We start from the raw sequence: 15,431 nt of genomic DNA, 5'->3' as shown, positions 1-15,431 counted from the left end.
CCCGCGATGGCAGGCAGGTCGCGTATCAAATAAACTACTAAAATAACTCAGAGGCGCGGTCGCCGCAATGACCTGGGCAAGCGCATCGCCGCTGTTCGGCGCAGGATCGCGATCAGCGAGCCATGCCGGCTCAGGGAAGCATCCAGCTCACCGGCCATTGCCTCCGCGCCGCACTCCGCGTTTATTAAACGCTGCGAAAGCAACTGCCGAGAACCAGATGCTGATAGAGACGAAGCTTCAGCCGCCTCATTTGCGCGACGCCCTGGTCCGCAGGCCTCGGCTGCTGCGCACCCTGGACACCGCGACCGCGGGAAAGCTGACTGTGGTGACTTCGCCTGCCGGCTTCGGCAAATCGACCCTGCTCTCGCAATGGGCGGCCGGGATATCCGGCGGCATAGCCCAGGTAGCGTGGCTGTCGATCGACCGGCTCGACAACGATCTCGCCCGCTTCCTCAAATATCTCGCCGCCGCCTTCCACCGCGTCGACCCCGACATTGCCGGCAACGCGGAATCGCTGATCGACTCCAGCCCGGTGACGCCGGTCGATTCCATCGTCACCGCCATCATCAACCAGTTGTCGCGGCGCACCGCGCCGATCTACCTCGTCCTTGACGATGCGCATCTGATCGTCTCCGGCGAGATCGCCGCCTGCATCAACATGCTGGTCGCCTATGCGCCGCCGGCCTTGCGCATCGTGCTCGCAACCCGCGGCGAGCTGCCGCTTGAGCTCGCCCATATGAAGATGAAGGGGCATGTCGTCAGCCTCGGCGACAGCGACCTGCGCTTTTCGCTCGAGGAGACCGAGGACTATCTTGCCAATGTCTGCGGCCTCGACCTCGCCGTCTCGGCCGTGGTGGCGCTCCACCACAAGACCGAAGGCTGGCCGGCCGGCCTGCAGCTTGCGGCATTGGCGTTGGCACATGAGGGATCGAGAGAGGCCTTCATCGCCGAATTTTCCGGCAGCCAGCGCGACGTGGCGATGTTCCTGACGCATGACGTGCTCGCCCGGCAGGCGCCCGAAATCCGGGATTTCCTGCTCAGGACTTCGATCCTCGACCGCTTCTGCCTTGGCCTCGTCGAGGCGGTTTGTCCTGGACGAGACTGCGCCGCGGCGTTGGCAACGATCGAGCACTCGAATCTTTTTTTGATCGCGCTCGATTCCACGGGACAATGGTTCCGTTATCACCACCTGTTCTCGGAATTCCTACGCAACAGGCTGGATGCCTGGGCGCCGGAGGCACGCAGGGACCTGCATCGCGCCGCCGCCGCTTGGCTGGCGGCCCGGGGCCATATCTCCGACGCGGTCGACCATGCGCTTGCGAGCGGCGATGCCGACCATGCCGCGGGCCTGGTCGAGGAATGCGCCATGCCGCTCACCATGCAGGGTCACATTCCCAGGCTGACGGAGTGGCTGAACCAGCTTCCCCCCGAGTTGATCGCCGCCCGCCCTCGCCTGCTCCTGGCGCGTGTCTGGGCACAGTTCCACATGAGCCGGCCGCGCCAGGCGGTCCGCATTCTCAAACAGGCCAAAACCCTGATCGGGCAGCTTTCCGAGCGCGGCGAGATCGATCGCGCGACCACCCGCTCGCTGAAGGCCGAGCTGCAGACGCTGACGGCCGGCGTCATCAGCGCCACCGACCGCTCCCGCACCGCGACCCGCGTCGCCTCGCGCTGGCTGGCGGACTTTCCCGAAGACGAGCCTTTCGCGCGCGGCACGCTCGCCAATATCTGCGCCTTCAGCCACTATTCGCTTGGCGAGCTGGACGCCGCGCGCCTGCGCAGCCTCGCGGCGCGCGACCATCACGCCGCCGCCAATTCCGTCTTCGGCGTCGTCTATTGCGACCTCTTGCTGGGGCTGGTCGAGATTTCCGCCGGCAATCTCGCCGAGGCGCACCAATTGCTCGACCGTGCCTGCCGGCTCGCCCGCGAGCGCCTGGGGTCCGGTTCCTACACGGAGGCGATGACGGCGATCTTCCATGTCGAGCTCGCCTATGAATGGAACGACCTGCAGGGCGCCGAGCGCATCCTGCACCAGCACCGGCAGATCATCGAGGAATGCGGACTGGTCGTCCACGAGATGGCCTGCAAGCTGCATCTGGCGCGGCTCTCCGCCGCGCATGGCCGGCACGACGAGGCCATCGTCTTCCTCGAACGCGCCGAACGGCTGGGCATCGAGAAGCGCTACCGCCGGCTGACGGCAGCCGCGCTGAACGAGCGGGTGCGGCTGCTTTTGTCGCGCGGCGACGTCCACGCCGCCCGGCTGGCACTGCGCTCGCGCGGCATAGAGCCTTCGGCCGAAAGCCGGCCCGCGCCGATCCATCCGCTCGATGAATACGCCCATATCGGCGCCGCGCGCGTTCTGATCGCCGAAGGTCATCCGGCCAAGGCCATCGCCGTGCTCGACCGTATCGCCGAACGCATGCGCCGCGACGGCCGCCTGCGCGGCTTCATGCAGGTCCGCGCGCTTGTCGCGATCGCCGCGCACCGCGCGGGCGAAACGCTGCTGGCGCTGGCAGCGGCAGTCGATGTCGTCACCCTAGCGCTGCCGCAGAACGCATTGCGCTCGCTGATCGACGAGGGCCTGCCGATGCGCGAGGTGCTCGAATTCGCCCGCTCACGAATTCCGGCCTGGTCGCGCAATTCCAGCACGGCCACTTTTGTCGACACGCTTCTGCGCGAACTGAGCAAGGCCGCGCCCGAACGTGCGCGCCCGATAGCGATCGCCGGGAGGAAGCAAATGCTGAGCAGCAAGGAAACCGATGTCGCCGCTCTGCTTCTGCGCGCCTACACCAACCGTCAGCTCGCCGAGACGCTGTCGATGGCGCCCGACACGGTGAAATGGCACTTGAAGAACATCTTCGGCAAGCTCGGCGTCTCAAGCCGGACGGAGGCCGTCCTCAAGCTGAAGGAAATCGGGCTCGACGCCGCCACCGAGCGGCAATTGGCGGGCTAACCACCCGAATGGGTGGGTTTAAAAAACCACCCATTACCCGAAGGTGTCGGGACAGCGCTCACGCAGCGGGCCATCATCCGGCCGAAATATGCTGGGTGGGAGCCGCATGGCGACTGGTTTCGTTTTCCACGAACTTTATCTTTGGCACAACACCTGGAATTGGGCCCAGGTCTTTCCGCCGAGCCTGACGGTTCAGCCCGGCACCCATGCCGAAAATCCCGAGACCAAGCGTCGCCTGCGCAATCTTCTGGAAGTGAGCGGCATCCTCGACCATCTGGTTGCCATCAAGCCGCGGCGCGCCACCGTCGAGGAGCTGTCGCGGGTCCACACGCCGGCGCATATCGCCAAGATCAGGGAGATCAGCGACCGCGGCTATGGCGATGCCAGCTCGCTGACGCCGCTAGGCGCCGGCAGCTATGAGATCGCTCTCCTGGCGGCCGGCGGCGCCATCAAGGCCATCGAAGCCGTCATCACCGGCCAGGTGGACAACGCCTATGCGCTGATCCGCCCGCCCGGCCATCACGCCACCGCCGATGTCGGCATGGGCTTCTGCCTGTTCTCCAATGCGGCCATCGCCATCCGGCATGCGCAACAATTGCACGGCCTCACCCGCATCGCGACCGTCGACTGGGACGTGCATCACGGCAACGGCACGCAGGCGATCTTCTATGACGATCCGAGCGTGCTTTCGATCTCGCTGCATCAGGACAATCTGTTCCCGGCCAATTCCGGCGCGATCGCCGAGAATGGCGAGGGCAAGGGCAAGGGCTTCAACATCAACGTCCCGCTGCCCCCGGGGTCCGGTCCCGGCGCCTACGCCGCGGCGTTCGAGCGCGTGGTGATCCCGGCGCTGACGCGCTTCAAGCCGGAGCTGATCGTGGTGCCTTCGGGCTTCGACGCTTCCGGCGTCGATCCGATGGGGCGCATGCTGATGAATTCCAGCGGCTACCGCAGGCTGGCGCGCATGCTGCTCGATGCGGCGCGCGAGCTGTGCGGCGGGCGCCTGTTGATGACGCATGAGGGCGGCTACTCCGAAATGTACGTGCCCTATTGCGGCCTTGCCGTGATCGAGGAGCTTTGCGGGCACCGCACGGGCGTCGAGGACCCGTGGGACCAGCTGATGGGACAATGGGGTGGGATGTCGGCGCAGCCGCATCAGACGGCGATCATCGATCAGGCGGCCGAACTGGTCAAAAACATAAACTGACAAAAAACCTACAAGGGGAATCGAGATGAAGCGCAGTTCGAAACTCACCACGCCGAATGTGATTGCCGGCTCCCGCCGCAACTTCCTGATCAAGGGCGGACTTGCGACCGCCGCTACACTGACCGGCATGCCGGCCATGCTCTTTGCGATGAACAACGAGGCGCGCGCCGAAGGCGATCCGATCCCGGTCGGCCAGTGCGGCCCGACAACCGACTTCGCCGCGCCCGACGGCATCGAATTCAAGAACGGTCTGACGCTCGCCTGCGAGGAGATCAACGCGCTCGGCGGCATACTGGGCCGGCCGCTGGAACCGTCCTTCGAGGACACCGCGCAGATGGGCGACGCCACCAACGTGCAGGCGGCGCAGCGCCTCGTCGACCGGCACGGCGTGCACGCCATCCTCAACGGCTACAATATCGGCTCGGGCGCCGCGATCCAGGAGGTCGCCGCCGACAACGGCATCATCTACATCCATTACGACACCACGATCGGCCACAACAACCTGGTGAAGTCCAATCCGGACCGCTACTGGGGCTCCTTCCAGGGCGATCCCGCCGAATATTGGTATGGCCCCGGCTTCCTGAAGTTCCTGCAGCAATTGGAGGAAAACGGCGAGTGGAAGCGCAAGAACAACAAGATGGCGGTGATCCTGTCGGCCGGCGTCTATGCCTCCAACATCGCCAACGCCGTCAAGGAACAGGCCAAGAGCTTTGGCTGGGACATCAGCCTGTTCGAGACCGTCAGCGTGCCCGCTTCCGAATGGGGACCGACGCTGGCCAAGATCCGCCAGGATCCGCCGGCGGTGATCTGCATCACCCACTTCCTGCCCGCCGATCTCGGGCAGTTTGCGCTGCAATTCGCCTCGAATCCGACGCCGAGCCTGGTCTACATGCAATATGGCCCATCGATCCCGGCCTTCCGCGACATCGCCAAGCAGGCGGCCAACGGCATTATCTACGCAACCGTGGTCGGCGCGCTGCAGGACGAGATCGGCACCGCCTTCGAGAAGCGCTACAAGGCGAAGTTCGGCCCGAACGCCGGCCACAATTCCGGCGCGCAGCCCTATGACGGCGCCTATGTCTGGGCGACCGCGGCGGCGCTTGCCGGCGGCACGGGCGAACCCGGCAACAAGGACCAGAACCGCAAGGTTGCGGCCCGGATGAGCGCAATGATATGGCGCGGCGTGACCGGCACGACCCGCTTCATGCCGCTCGAGAACGCCGCCTACACCTATCCGACCCAGGTCAACGATTCATCGCTCGGCATGCCGCATCAATTCCTGCAGATCCAGGACTACACCAAGGGGCCCGGCCTGATCGCGCCGGCGCCATACGGCACGACCAAGTTCATGATGCCGGCATGGATCAAGGCCTAGCCGGATGACAGGAGACGCCGCCGCGACGCCATTGCTGTCGTGCAGGCATGTCGGAAAATCATTCGGCGCGCTCGCGGCGGTCCGCGATCTGTCCTTCGATGTCGGAGCCGGAGAGATCCTCGGCATCGGTGGGCCGAACGGCGCCGGCAAGACGACGCTGTTCGAGGTGATTTCGGGCCTCAACCCGGCCACCAAAGGCACGATCGTGCTCGACGACCAGGACATCACCGGGCATGCGCCCGAGCAGATCTGCCATGCCGGCATTGCCCGCACCTTCCAGCTCAACGCCGGCTTCGACAGCATGACCGCGCGCGAGAACGTGCTGGTCGGCGCTTATTTCGGCCGGAGCAACCGGGCCGTGCCGACGCTGCGCGCCGGCCGCGCCGCGCATGAAGCGGCCGATGCCGCGCTTGAAATGCTCGGCATCGCAGACCGCGCCGACAAGGTCACCGGCAAGCTGCCGGTGCTCGACCGCAAGCTCTTGATGATGGCGAGCGCCATGGCGACGAAGCCGAAACTGCTTCTGATGGACGAACCCGTCGGCGGCCTCACCGCACGCGAGGTCGACCGTGTCATGGAAGCCGTGCGCGCCATCAAGGCGGCGGGCGTCACCATCATCCTCATCGAGCATGTGATGCGCTTCCTGGTGCGCCTCTCCGACCGCATCATGATCATGCATCACGGCGAAAAGATCTTCGAAGGCCTTCCGACAAAGCTCCTCGACGACCGCACCGTCGTCGACGTCTATCTCGGCCAGGGCGCCTCCGAGCGGCTGCGCTCCTTCATGGAAAACGCGCATGGCTGAAGCGGCGCTTGAGATCATCGACGCCAGCGCCGGCTATGCCGGCCGCATGGTGCTCGACGCCATCAAATTGTCGGCAAGGAAGGGCGAACTCACCGCCATTGTCGGCCCCAATGGCCACGGCAAGAGCACCCTGCTCAAGGCGATTTCCGGGCTTGTCCTGGTGACGTCGGGCGAGATCCGCCTCGACGGCTCGCGCATCGACCGCCTGCGCCCCGACCAGATCGTCGAACGCGGCGTCATACAGGTTCCGCAGGGCGATCTGCTCTTTCCGGCGATGACCGTGCACGAGAACCTTTTGATGGGCGCCTATGCCAACAGCGGCGGATTGGCCGAGCGGCTCGACTTCGTTTTTGCGCTTCTGCCCAAGCTCAAGGAACGCCGCAACCAGACCGCCGGCACGCTTTCGGGCGGCGAACGCCGCATGTGCGGCATCGGCCGCGGCCTGATGGCGGGCGGCGAGGTGCTGATGCTCGACGAGCCCTCGCTGGGACTAGCGCCGATCGTCATCGAGCAGATCTATGAGGTCATCTTCAACCTCAGGCGCGAAGGCCGCACCATCCTTCTGGTCGAGGAGAATGCCGAGCGGATCGCCGAGCATGCCGACATGATCCACCTGCTCGACAATGGCCGCATCGCCTGGTCGGGTCTGGGCGCGGAACTGATGGCGCGCCCGGAAATCGTCGAAACCTATCTCGGAGTGTGAGCGATGGACGTCCTGATCCAGATCGTCGCTTCCGGCCTGACGCTCGGCGCCATGTACGCGGTCGCCACCATCGGCCTCTCGCTGGTCTACGGCTCGCTCAACATGCTCAACATGGCGCACGGCGCCATCCTGACGCTGGGCGGCTATATCTGCTACGCGGTGATCGTCCACGCCGGCCTCAATCCTGCGCTGGCGCTTCTCGCCGCAGCATTCGTCTGCGCGCTGGTCGGGCTGCTGATCTATTTCAGCGCGGCCCTGCCGCTGCTCAGGGCCGAGAATTTCGAGACCAACATCTTCATCGCCACGATCGGCATCGGCAGCGTCATCGAGAATTTGATGCTGAAGGGTTTTGGACCTTATCCGATCCCGCAGCCGCTCGCGGTCGGCGGCCAGGTGGTCATCGGCAATGTGCACATTCCGCTGCAGAACGTCTTCATCCTTGGGGTTGCCATCGTGCTGATGGCGGGGGTCGCCATCCTCCTGCAGCGCACCAGCGCCGGCCGCGCCATCCGCGCCACCTCGATGAACCGCGAGGCGGCGCAGCTTATGGGCGTCAGGGTCGGCCGGGTCTACGCGGAGGTGCTGGCGCTCTCCGGCGCGCTGGCCGCCGTTTCCGGCATCATGATCAGTTCGATCGCCACGCTGACGCCGGTGATGGGCGGCGACCCGATGCTGAAAGCCTTCATCGTCTGCGTGGTCGCGGGGCTCGGCAATGTCTACGGCGCCGTGATCGCGGCAATCGCGCTCGGCCTGCTCGAGGCCGCCACCCAATATGTGCTCGGGGTGCGCTGGAGCTTCGCCACCTTGCTGCTTCTGGTCATCCTCGTGCTCATCTGGCGGCCCTACGGCCTGTTCGGCAAACAGCAGGTGGTGCGCCTATGACATCCATCCGCCGCGATGTCTTGATCGGCCTCGTTTGCCTGGCTGTCGCCATCGCGCTGCCGGTCGCCATGCCCGGGCGCTACGTCATCACCCAGTCGACGCTGTTCTTCATCTGGGCGATCGTGGTGGTGCAGTGGAACCTCGTGCTCGGCATAGGCGGCATCTTCTCCCTGGCGCAGATGGCGCTGTTTGCCACCGGCGCCTATGCCGCCGCGATGCTGGGTTTCTACTGGAAGGTGCCCATGCTTGCCGCCATCCCGATGGCCGGCGTGGTCACCGTCGCGGTCGGCATGCTGATCGGCCTCGCGTGCCTGCGCCTGCGCGGCCCCTACGTGGCGCTGCTGACGTTGGCGATCGCGCAGGTCATGTATGTGCTCATCGTCAACGACACCGACTGCTTCACCACCACCGGCGGCTGCATGCCGCTGTTCGGCGGCGTACGCGGCATCGGCCAGTTCGGCGACATCGGCCTGCGCGCGCTGTTCCCGTCGAAATGGTACATCGCCCACTATTATGTCGGGCTGGCGCTGCTGGCTGTCGCGGTGACGATCTCGATCGTCGTCATCAGGGGACCGCTGGGCCTGGCCTTCCGGGCCCTGCGCGACAATCCGGGCTATGCCATGTCGCGCGGCATCAGCCGTTTCAAATATCAGCTCTGGATCTTCGCGGTCTCCGCCTTCTTCACCGGCATCGCCGGCGGCTTCTACGCGGTGCATTTCCGCGTCGTCGGCCCGACGGTCTTTTCCTTCTCGACGCTGCTGTTCCTGATTGCCATGATCGTTGTCGGCGGCCTCGGCTCGATATGGGGCCCCCTGCTCGGCGCCGCCGTGCTGATGTTGGCCGACGAAGGCATGCGGGAATTGTCCGATTACCGCAACATCGGCCTTGGGCTGCTGCTTGCGGTCTTCGTAATCGCATGGCCGAACGGGCTGAACGGCTGGCTGCAAAGGAGCCGAGCTGGCCGCAATTGACGAAAGGTCGCGGCGGCGCCGCCTGAAGCCGAATAAAGTGTCCCCGGCCGCTGACCGCGCCGGCCTCTTTCCCGCCTCAGGCGCTGTTCCACATTGCGTCCGGCACCACCACCAGCTTGCCGACGATGTCCTTGCCCATGAAGTCGGTCTGTGCGCGGTGGAAGTCCGACAATTTGTAGACGCCGCCGACCAGCGGCCTGATCTTTTTTTCCTCGATGTAGCGTACGATGCGGCGGAAATCCGCCCGCGTGCCTTGGCTTGAGCCGTGTAGCTGAAGCTGCTTCAGATACATGGTGCGGAGGTCCAACTGCACGATCGGCCCGGCAATGGCGCCCGCCGTGGTGTAGCGGCCTTCGGGCCGAAGGATGCGTAGGAGGTCGTTGAAGATGGCGCCGCCGACGAGGTCGGCCACCACATCGATGGGCTGGCCATTCGTCGCTTCGTTGACGGCGGTGAGCAGGTCGGCCACGCCGCGCGTGATCACCTTCTCGGCGCCGATGTCGAGCACGGCCTGTTCCTTGCCTTTGCCGACGACGGCATAGGGGATGGCGCCCCGCGCCCTTGCCAGTTGCACGATGCCGGAGCCGACACCGCCGGAGGCGCCAGTGACCAGCACACGCTCGCCGGCTTTCAAGCCCGCGCGTTCCAGCATCTGCTCGCCGGTCAGATAGGCGCAGCAGAAGGTGGCGAGCTCGACATCGCTCAGGTCGGTGTCGACGACATGCGCGTTCTCGGCCGGCAGCGCCTGGTATTCGGCATAACCGCCGTCGCGGCCGTGGCCCATATAGTCGATGTCGGCCAGCGAATCGTCGTCGCGGTTGTAGATCGAGAAGTCGACCATGACGCGCTCGCCGATGCGATCGGAGGACACGCCGTCGCCGACGGCGACGATCGTGCCCACCGTGTCGGTGCCCTGGATGCGCGGGAAGGTGAGCGTGTTGCCCTGCCGGCGCCAGGTCGATACCGCCCCGGCATCTTCCTCCGTGCCATAGGCGCCCTGGCGCACCCAGACATCGGTGTTGTTCATGCCGCAGGCGCTGACCTTGACCAGCACCTCGCCGGCGGCCGGCGCGGGTACTTTCACATCTGTGCGGTAGACGAGCTTCTCAAGGCCGCCATGGCCGATGAGCTGCACGGCGGCCATCCTGGCGGGAACGGTGGGATAGGACTTCATAGATGTTACTTCCAAACGTGCAGGTTGGCGCTGCCCCTCACCCTTACCCTCTCCCCGTGAAGACGGGGGAGAGGGGTCGCCAACGCCGGAGCTTGTCCCTTCTCCCCGCCCTTTACGGGGAGAAGGTGCCGGCAGGCGAATGAGGGGCAGCGCCAACGACCAAAAATCAGAGAGCTGAGAGCACGCCGTTCACCGCGTCGGCGGTCTTGGCGACGACGATGTCGGCTTCCTCGCGCGTCAGGCAGAGCGGTGGCGCGAAACCGAGGATGTCGCCCTGCGGCATGGCGCGGCCGATGACGCCGCTGGCGGCCAGCGCCATGGCGATCTGCGGCCCCACTTTAAGCGCCGGATCGAAGAAGACGCGATCATCGCGATCTTTGACGAACTCGACCGCGGCCAACATGCCGTCGCCGCGCACCTCGCCGACATTCCGGTGGCCGCCAACGGCCTTGGCAAGCTCGGCGCGGAAGTAAGCGCCGGTCTCGCCGGCGTTCCGCACCAGGTCCATCTCGTCGATCAGTTCGAGATTGGCCACACCCGCGGCAACGCAGATCGGGTGGGCCGAATAGGTCCAGCCATGGCCGAGCGAGCCAAGCTTGTCGGAACCCTTGACCAGCACCTGCCAGACCTTGTCGGAGACGATAACGCCGGAAAGCGGCGCATAGGCCGAGGTCAGGCCCTTGGCGATGGTGATAAGGTCCGGCTTGATGCCGTAATGGTCGGAGCCGAACATCGTGCCGAGACGACCAAAGCCGGTCACCACCTCGTCGGCGACGAGCAGCACGTCGTATTTGTTCAGCACAGCCTGGATCTTCTGCCAGTAACCGGCCGGCGGCGGCACGATGCCGCCAGTGCCGAGGATCGGCTCGCCGATGAAGGCCGCGACCGTGTCGGGGCCCTCGGCAAGGATCATCTCTTCCAGCTTGTCGGCGCAATATTGCGAGAACTGCTCCTCGCTCATCGAGCGGTCGGCACGGCGGAAGTAGTAGGGCGCTTCGGTGTGCAGGATCGGCGCGCGCGGCAGGTCGAAGGCGTTGTGGAACAGATCGAGCCCGGTCAGCGACCCGGTCATCACGCCCGAGCCGTGATAGCCGCGCCAGCGCGAGATGATCTTCTTCTTCTCCGACCGACCGAGGACGTTGTTGTAGTACCAGATCAGCTTGATGTTGGTCTCATTGGCATCGGAACCGGAGAGGCCAAAATAGACTCGGCTCATGCCCTTTGGCGCGCGGTCGATGATCATCTTGGCCAAAGTGATCGAGGCTTCCGTGCCATGCCCGACATAGGCGTGGTAGTAGGCGAGGTTCTTGGCCTGCTCGGCGATGGCATCGGCGATCTTCTGCCGGCCATAACCGACATTGACGCAATAGAGGCCGGCGAAGGCATCGATGCTCTTCTTGCCGGTGTTGTCCCAGATGGTGACGCCTTCGCCGCCGGCCATGATGCGAGCCGGCGATTCACCACGCGCATGCGTGCCCATATGCGTCGACGGATGGAAGAAGTGGTCGCGATCCCAAGCCGCGAGTTCGTTGGATTGTTCGAGCATTTTTTTACTCCTTGTTCGGATCCTGCCGGCGCGCGCTCAGGCAACGTCCAGGCAAAGGTATTTCAGATCGGTGAAGGCTTCGAGGCCGTGGCGCGAGCCCTCGCGGCCGATACCGGATTGCTTGACGCCGCCGAAGGGGATCGGCGCGCCGGTGATCTTGACCCGGTTGATCGCGACCATGCCGTATTCCAGGGCGCGGCCCATGCGCTTCTGGCGCGCGCCGTTTTCGGTGACGACATAGGCGACCAGGCCGTATTCCGTGGCATTGGCGCGGGCGACGACTTCCGCCTCGTCGTCGAACGGCGTCACAGCCGCGACAGGGCCGAAGGTCTCTTCGCGCATGATCAAAGCCGCGTCCGGCACATCGACGAGCAGCGTCGGCTGGTAAAACAACGGACCGGCCGCATGACGCTTGCCCCCGGTCAGGCAGCGCGCGCCGTGGGTGAGCGCATCGGCGACTTGCTCCTCGACCTTCTTGACCGCGCGCTCATGCATCAGCGGCCCGATATCTGCGTCTGCGGATAGACCATTGCCGGTGCGGAGCTGATCGATGCGGCGGGCGAAAGCGGCGCAGAAGCGATCATAGATCGGCCGCTGAACGTAGATGCGGTTGGCGGCGAGGCAATCCTGCCCGGAGGTGGCGAATTTGGCATCGAGCGCGATCGTCACCGCCTTGTCGATGTCGGCGTCGTCGAAGACGATCAGCGGCGCATGGCCACCGAGCTCCATCACCAGCCGCTTCATCGTCGCAGCACTTTGCGCGGCGATCAGCCGGCCGACTTCGGTCGAGCCGGTGAAGCTCATGGCGCGAACCCGCGCATCGGCGCACATCGCGCCAACGATGGTGCGCGCATCCCCGGTGACGACGTTGAAGACGCCGGCCGGCAGCCCGGCGCGCTCGCCAAGCTCCGCCAGCGCCAAGGCCGACAGCGGCGTTTCCGAGGACGGATGCGCCACCACCGTGCAGCCCGCAGCCAAAGCTGCCGCCGCTTTGCGGGTGAGCATGGCCGACGGAAAATTCCAGGGCGTGACGACGCCGATCACGCCGAGCGGCTCGCGGCGCACCGACATCTCGGCATTCGGCAGATGGCTGGTGACGCTTTCGGCGTTGAGGCGTTTCGCTTCCTCGGCATACCACTCGACGAAGGACGCGGCGTAGTCGATCTCGCCAAGCGATTCCTTCAACGGCTTGCCCTGCTCGAGCGTCATCAGCAGCGCCAGATCGTCCTTGGCGGCGATGACCAGATCGAACCATTTTCGCAGGATTTTCGAGCGCTCCTGCGGCAGCGCCGAGCGCCAGGCGGGAAATGCGCGTGACGCGGCATTGATCGCCTTTGTCGTCTGGGCGGCATCGAGCGCGGCTACGAAGGCGACGATAGCGCCGGTCGCCGGATCGGTAACCTCAAAACTTGCCGCCGCTTCGCTCGCCGTCCAATGGCCATCGATATAGGCGAGCGCGCGCAGCAGCCGGCGATCGGCGAGGCGGTCGAGCGCTTCATGGTGGTTGGTACGGGCAAAATGCGCGGACATCAGTCGGGTCTCCCGGTGCCGAGGCGATATGGAGAGACTAGTCGCGCGATCGAGACAAAGGGGCTGTTTCGACAAGCTGACAGAGAGAGATGGTCTCTATTGGCGTGCGGAAGCAGACGATCTCTCTAGCTCGACGGCTGAGGCAAAGTTCCCCCTCACCCGGATTACCAACCGAATTGCGAAGAGCAATTCGGGGCAATCCGACCTCTCCCCTAGGGGAGAGGAGGAAGCGAGCGCCGGCGCCAAATCTCTTCTCCCCTCGGGGAGAAGGTGGCCGCGAAGCGGCCGGATGAGGGGGCCTTCGCCGAGACATCACCCTTATTCCGGCAGCAGATCGGCCACCGGCAGCACGGTCTCATCCTTGACCGTCTTGGTGACGATGTAGGTGAAGTAGCGGTCGATGCCGATCTCGCGCTCAAGCAAGCCGTCGACCAGCCGCTGATAGGCGTCGATGTCGCGCGCCATCACTTTCAGCACGTAGTCGACGCCGCCGCCCACCGACCAGCAGGCAACGATCTCCGGGACGTCCCGCACCACCCGCTCGAAACGGTCGAAGTCAGCCTGGCGGTGGTTGGCCAGGGTCACCTCCATCAGCACCGTCGCCACAGGCGCGATAACGCGCATGGCGATCGCGGCGTGATAGCCGGAGACGATGCCGGCTTTCTCCAGCTTGCGCAGCCGCATCCAGCACGGCGTCGGCGACAGGCCGACCTTCTCGGCCAGCGCGAGCTTGGTGATGCGCCCGTCGCGCTGGATGGCGTCGAGAATCCTGAGGTCGATCGGGTCGAGTTTCGCTGCCGCCATGCGGGATCCGCCTTTCGTTGCGGACACCATGACGGTGCATTATTTCGATTGTCAATTGCACTGATTTCGATCTCTAATAAGTCATGACATTATGGCAGCCAGATCCTGCTCTCATCCGCCGGCCGGCCTATCTCTCGCTGGCCGACCAGTTCGCGCGCGCCATCCATGACGGGCGTCTGGCCAACGGCACGCGGCTGCCGACGCACCGCCGGCTGGCAGACGATCTGAAGCTTTCGGTGCAGACCGTCAGCCGCGCCTATGAGGAATTGATCCGCCGAGGGCTGATCTCCGGCGAGGTCGGCCGCGGCAGTTTCGTGCAAACGCAGCGCCGCGAGCCGGAGCCACCCTACATCCCGGAGCGGCTGGGCGAGGTCATCGACCTTTCCATCCTGAAGCCGGTCTGCGAGCCGATGCATCTGGAAAAATTGAAGCAGGCGCTGGGGTGGCTGGCCGAGAACCTGCCGTCGAGCTCGGCGCTATCGTTCCGGCCGAACATGGTTTTCCCGCGCCACCGCGCGGTCGCGGTCGAATGGCTGAAGCTCTGCGGGCTGGAGGCGTCGCCGCAGAATATCAGCCTGACCAACGGCGCCACCGCCGGCATGACGGTGGCGCTGATGAGCGTCGCGCCGCCCGGCTCGACCGTCGCTACCGAGGCGATCGGCCACCACACGCTCATCCCGCTCGCCCGCTATCTCGGCTTCAACCTCGAAGGCCTGCCGATCGACGGCAACGGGCTTATCCCCGAAGCGCTCGATGAGGCCTGCCGTCTCTCGGACATCCGCGCCGTCTTCGTCCAGCCGTCGGTGATCAACCCGACGGCGACGTTGATGGACGCCACAAGGCGCGAGCAGATCGCGGCGGTCGCGCGCAAGCACGATATCGCCATCATCGAGAACGACGTGCTCGGGCCGCTGGTCGAAGGCCGGCCGCCGGCCGTCGCCGCCTTCGCGCCGGAGCGGACGCTCTACGTCACCTCCTTCACCAAGATCACCGTGCCCGGCCTGCGCATCGGCTATCTCGCGGTGCCGGACCGCTATGTCGCCGCCGTCGCCAACCGCCACCTCGTCTCGAACTGGATGGCGACGCCGATGGTGGCGGAAATCGCCACGCGCTGGGTGACCGACGGCACCGCGATGGAACTGGTCAACTGGCAACGCGGCGCGCTGAGACGCCGGCAGGAGATCGCCGCCGAAATGCTGGCCGGCGTCGATTACCGTGTCCACCGCGACGGGCTGCATCTGTGGCTCGAGCTGCCGGGAGACCGCGCCGAGGAGAGCTTTGTCGCGCAAGCGCGCCTGCGCGGGGTAGCGATCGCGCCGGGCACCTCGTTCCGCATCGCCGACACGCCCTGGCGCCCGGCCGTGCGCATCTCGCTCGGATCGACCACCGAGGGGGAACTGCGCGCCGGCTTGAGCGTTGTCGCCAAGCTGTTGCTCGGCGATCCGGAGCATCTCCTGCTCGCCATCTGATGCCCAAGTGGA

Annotated in this window: 12 protein-coding genes; 8 read left to right on the top strand and 4 right to left on the bottom strand. The window is 65.4% G+C overall.

The window, feature by feature from the left end; all coding sequences use genetic code 11:
* Positions 1 to 217: 217 nt before the first annotated feature.
* The 7 genes from O7A05_RS24580 to O7A05_RS24550 all read left to right on the top strand — a co-directional run bounded on the left by O7A05_RS24580 (position 218) and on the right by O7A05_RS24550 (position 8,896).
* On the top strand, positions 218 to 2,953 hold the full coding sequence (locus O7A05_RS24580; RefSeq protein WP_337095510.1) for a LuxR C-terminal-related transcriptional regulator: 2,736 nt from the start codon (positions 218 to 220) through the stop codon (positions 2,951 to 2,953).
* 106 nt (positions 2,954 to 3,059) lie between these two features.
* Positions 3,060 to 4,160, top strand: coding sequence for a class II histone deacetylase (locus tag O7A05_RS24575; RefSeq protein WP_337095509.1), 1,101 nt, complete (start codon positions 3,060 to 3,062; stop codon positions 4,158 to 4,160).
* Between the two features lie 25 nt (positions 4,161 to 4,185).
* Positions 4,186 to 5,535, top strand: a complete 1,350-nt coding sequence (locus tag O7A05_RS24570) for an ABC transporter substrate-binding protein (protein WP_337095508.1) — start codon at positions 4,186 to 4,188, stop codon at positions 5,533 to 5,535.
* 4 nt (positions 5,536 to 5,539) lie between these two features.
* A complete protein-coding gene (locus tag O7A05_RS24565; RefSeq protein WP_337095507.1) occupies positions 5,540 to 6,340 on the top strand; it encodes an ABC transporter ATP-binding protein in 801 nt (266 codons plus the stop codon).
* A complete protein-coding gene (locus O7A05_RS24560; RefSeq protein ID WP_337095506.1) occupies positions 6,333 to 7,043 on the top strand; it encodes an ABC transporter ATP-binding protein in 711 nt (236 codons plus the stop codon). The genes O7A05_RS24565 and O7A05_RS24560 overlap by 8 nt, the downstream gene beginning before the upstream one ends.
* 3 nt (positions 7,044 to 7,046) lie before the next feature.
* Positions 7,047 to 7,925, top strand: a complete 879-nt coding sequence (locus O7A05_RS24555; RefSeq protein WP_337095505.1) for a branched-chain amino acid ABC transporter permease — start codon at positions 7,047 to 7,049, stop codon at positions 7,923 to 7,925.
* On the top strand, positions 7,922 to 8,896 hold the full coding sequence (locus O7A05_RS24550) for a branched-chain amino acid ABC transporter permease (protein ID WP_337095504.1): 975 nt from the start codon (positions 7,922 to 7,924) through the stop codon (positions 8,894 to 8,896). The genes O7A05_RS24555 and O7A05_RS24550 overlap by 4 nt, the downstream gene beginning before the upstream one ends.
* Positions 8,897 to 8,972: 76 nt before the next feature.
* Here O7A05_RS24550 and O7A05_RS24545 read toward each other — a convergent pair whose 3' ends face one another.
* The 4 genes from O7A05_RS24545 to O7A05_RS24530 all read right to left on the bottom strand — a co-directional run bounded on the left by O7A05_RS24545 (position 8,973) and on the right by O7A05_RS24530 (position 13,950).
* Complete coding sequence (locus O7A05_RS24545) at positions 8,973 to 10,070, bottom strand: alcohol dehydrogenase family protein (protein WP_337095503.1); 1,098 nt, start codon at positions 10,068 to 10,070, stop codon at positions 8,973 to 8,975.
* A 166-nt stretch (positions 10,071 to 10,236) separates the two neighbouring features.
* Positions 10,237 to 11,616, bottom strand: a complete 1,380-nt coding sequence (locus O7A05_RS24540; RefSeq protein WP_337095502.1) for an aspartate aminotransferase family protein — start codon at positions 11,614 to 11,616, stop codon at positions 10,237 to 10,239.
* Positions 11,617 to 11,652: 36 nt separating this feature from the next.
* Positions 11,653 to 13,146 carry an NAD-dependent succinate-semialdehyde dehydrogenase gene (locus O7A05_RS24535; RefSeq protein WP_337095501.1) on the bottom strand — a complete coding sequence of 498 codons (1,494 nt, stop codon included), beginning with the start codon at positions 13,144 to 13,146 and terminating at the stop codon, positions 11,653 to 11,655.
* Positions 13,147 to 13,464: 318 nt separating this feature from the next.
* A complete protein-coding gene (locus O7A05_RS24530; protein ID WP_337095499.1) occupies positions 13,465 to 13,950 on the bottom strand; it encodes an Lrp/AsnC family transcriptional regulator in 486 nt (161 codons plus the stop codon).
* An 83-nt stretch (positions 13,951 to 14,033) separates the two neighbouring features.
* Here O7A05_RS24530 and ehuR point away from each other — a divergent pair, with 83 nt between their 5' ends.
* The gene (ehuR, locus tag O7A05_RS24525; RefSeq protein ID WP_337095498.1) at positions 14,034 to 15,419 is read left to right on the top strand and encodes a MocR-like ectoine utilization transcription factor EhuR; all 1,386 of its coding nucleotides are present in this window, start codon (positions 14,034 to 14,036) and stop codon (positions 15,417 to 15,419) included.
* Positions 15,420 to 15,431 lie beyond the last annotated feature (12 nt).

It is taken from the genome of Mesorhizobium argentiipisi (SeqCode) (genome assembly GCF_037179585.1).
GTDB classification, from domain to species: domain Bacteria; phylum Pseudomonadota; class Alphaproteobacteria; order Rhizobiales; family Rhizobiaceae; genus Mesorhizobium; species Mesorhizobium argentiipisi.
Note: the sequence above shows the minus strand (reverse complement) of the source record. Positions and strands in the feature narration are given on the sequence as shown.